Origin of the sequence: Corynebacterium sp. MSK035 (assembly GCF_030232615.1) — a bacterium.
In the GTDB taxonomy this organism is placed as follows: Bacteria; Actinomycetota; Actinomycetes; order Mycobacteriales; family Mycobacteriaceae; genus Corynebacterium; species Corynebacterium jeikeium_D.
This window is the reverse complement of record NZ_JASPJP010000035.1, coordinates 1-2652: the sequence shown is the minus strand read 5'-3', so window position 1 is coordinate 2652 and position 2652 is coordinate 1. Positions and strand designations below refer to the sequence as shown.

Annotated in this window: 1 protein-coding gene and 1 rRNA gene; one reads left to right on the top strand and one right to left on the bottom strand. The window is 53.8% G+C overall.

All coding sequences use genetic code 11. The features are described from left to right. Window positions 1–591: 591 nt before the first annotated feature. Window positions 592–2040, top strand: coding sequence for a nucleobase:cation symporter-2 family protein (locus tag QP978_RS10690; RefSeq protein WP_284857162.1), 1449 nt, complete (start codon window positions 592–594; stop codon window positions 2038–2040). 524 nt (window positions 2041–2564) lie between these two features. Here QP978_RS10690 and rrf read toward each other — a convergent pair. Beyond that, window positions 2565–2652, bottom strand: a 5S ribosomal RNA gene (rrf, locus tag QP978_RS10685); the annotation flags it as partial.

The following is a 2652-nucleotide window of genomic DNA, read 5'->3' as shown; positions in this document are numbered from 1 at the left end:
ACGCAATCCATCACCCGCAAGCACAAAAGGACCCAAAACAAACAAAGGCCCCCGGCACCCACCAGCAACACACACGCAAACGACAACCAAACAAGCACTTTCCCAAAAAAGTATTAGTTAGTACATCGGCACACTATTGAGTTCTCACACAACACACACCCACGAAGACAACCACCCCAACCAGGGCAACCACCACGTGAGCAGCAGAAGAAGACTCTACCTTCACTGCAAACACAAGTCAAACCGACCGTGAATACAAAGTAAACTCTCCCCCACATCACCACAACAAGCAATCACATCGCCCTGTCGCGCTGACCCCGGATACATTACACACACTTCACACATAAAGCGAACCCCCAGGTCACAATGCTTTTCTAGGGCACTTTCGAGCTAATAGAAGACCATAACCGTAGAGTTTCACTTAAAGCTGTTCGGCATTGCATTCGTTCACCGGCCGCTCACGCACACTAACGAACTATCTCAGCAGAATGACGTGGCCCGAAAGCCTCGTCGTAAAGCGAGATGGAGCGAAACCACCCCAATAGAAAGCTCCAGTGAGGAAAAGCTGGACTAGGGAACTAAAGTCGAACTGTGACTACATCAACGAAGACCGATGCTCGGACCGTCCATCCGGTCGATGAGTATCCGGGCCATGTGAAACTGCTTGTACTCGGCTTTCAACATGTGCTCGCCGCGTATGCAGGCGCGGTGGCAGTCCCGCTTTTCGTGGGCTGGGCACTTGTGGATGCCGGGCGTATGTCCCCATCCGATATTCCGCACCTAATTGCCGCGGACCTGTTTGTTGCCGGCATCGCCACCATCGTGCAGTCGGTGGGCATTTGGCGATTTGGTGTGCGGCTACCACTGATTCAGGGCTGTACCTTCTCTGCTGCCATTCCGATGGTCACTATCGGATCGCAATACGGCGTGCCCGCAATCTACGGTTCGGTGATTGCATCGGGCATTTTCATGATGCTCTTTGCACCGCTTTTTGCGTCGCTTCTACGCCTATTTCCGCCGTTGGTCACTGGTACGGTGCTATTGATTATCGGTACGACGCTTATGCCAGTCGCAGCTGACTGGGTTGGTGGCGGTGCTGAAGTTAAGGACACTCCTGATTTCGGCACACCCCAAAACTTGGCAGTAGCTGTGTTTGTGTTGGTCTTGATTCTCAGTATTGAGCGTTGGGCACCGGAATGGCTCGCCCGAATCGCCGTTCTAGTGGGCATGATTTCTGGGTTGCTGCTATGCATTCCATTGGGAATGGTGGATTGGTCTGGGGCCAAGGACTCACCGATCTTTGGGCTGACACATCCGTTCTACTTCGGCATGCCTGAGTTTGTCTTCTCGGCTGTATTTGCCATGTGCATTGTCTCGCTTGTGACTATGGTCGAGGCGACTGGAGATGTGCTTGCAATCGGTGAGATTACCGAGACCGAGATTGATAATCGCCGTATTGCCGACACACTGCGTGCCGACGGTGCTGCGACCGTGATCGGCGGTATTTTCAATACCTTCCAATACACGGCTTTTGCCCAGAACATCGGCGTCCTGTCCATCACGGGCGTGCGATCCCGATGGGTTACCGCAGCTGCAGGCGGAATGCTGCTGATTCTGGGACTGATTCCAAAGACGGCCGCTCTCGTTGCTGCTATCCCGGCTCCAGTTTTGGGAGGTGCCGGTATCGCCTTGTTCGGCATGGTCGCAGCATCCGGCGTCCGCACCCTATCCAAGGTTAAGTTCACTGAATCCAACGTGATCGTGGTTGGTATTCCGTTGGCACTGGCATTGCTTCCGGCTGTATCGCCCGAACTATTCTCCGGACTGCCGGCATGGGCACAAACGTTTATGGCCTCAGGAATCTGCGTAGGTTCCGTCGCAGCTATTATCTTGAACCTTTTGTTCAACACCGCCGACCGTGCACCGCACGCAGTTACTCCGAGCGCTCACGACACCTTCCGCGGAGGTATCAACTCTGAAGATAAGGACCACGACGGCTACGGCGACGTCCCGCCCGCTAAGCCAAGCAGTAATAACTAACTTCGGTACTTTGATTAGCGTGGCTGGATAGCTCAATCCCAGACCGCGCTGGCGTAATTAAATACAACACATTCCCGTATGGGCGCAGGCAATACCTCGCCCATACGGGATTTCCTTTTGGCGCGACCTTGGATGGCGCCGCGTTGTCTCGTAGGTAGGGCTTAAGAATCAGGACGAATTCCAAATAAGCGTATGGATCCCTATTTGGACAGCTTGGCAGTAAAGCCCCATTGAAGCGCGGTATCTGCATGTCGGGATGAGTGGCTGTGGTAATCACAGAAGTGCAATAACTGAATCGGACATGCCAACAAGCTCAGTGCCAGAATTCGAGGAGCCTCCGACCGGTGTACTGCGCATCGGACCCTTCTAAGTACCCGCAATTAAGCCAAATCGGTAGCTACCCCGAGATATAAGCCACGACATTTGTCGATTAAATGTTGTTTACCCGTAGGTACAAAAGTGGGCCGCAGCAGCCCACCCCACACAAGGGGCAAGGCAACCACGACCCACAAACAAGATTATTATGCCGGCGGCAACCTACTCTCCCACACCCTCCCGAGTGCAGTACCATCGGCGCTGGTGGACTTAGCTTCCGGGTTCGGAATGGGACCG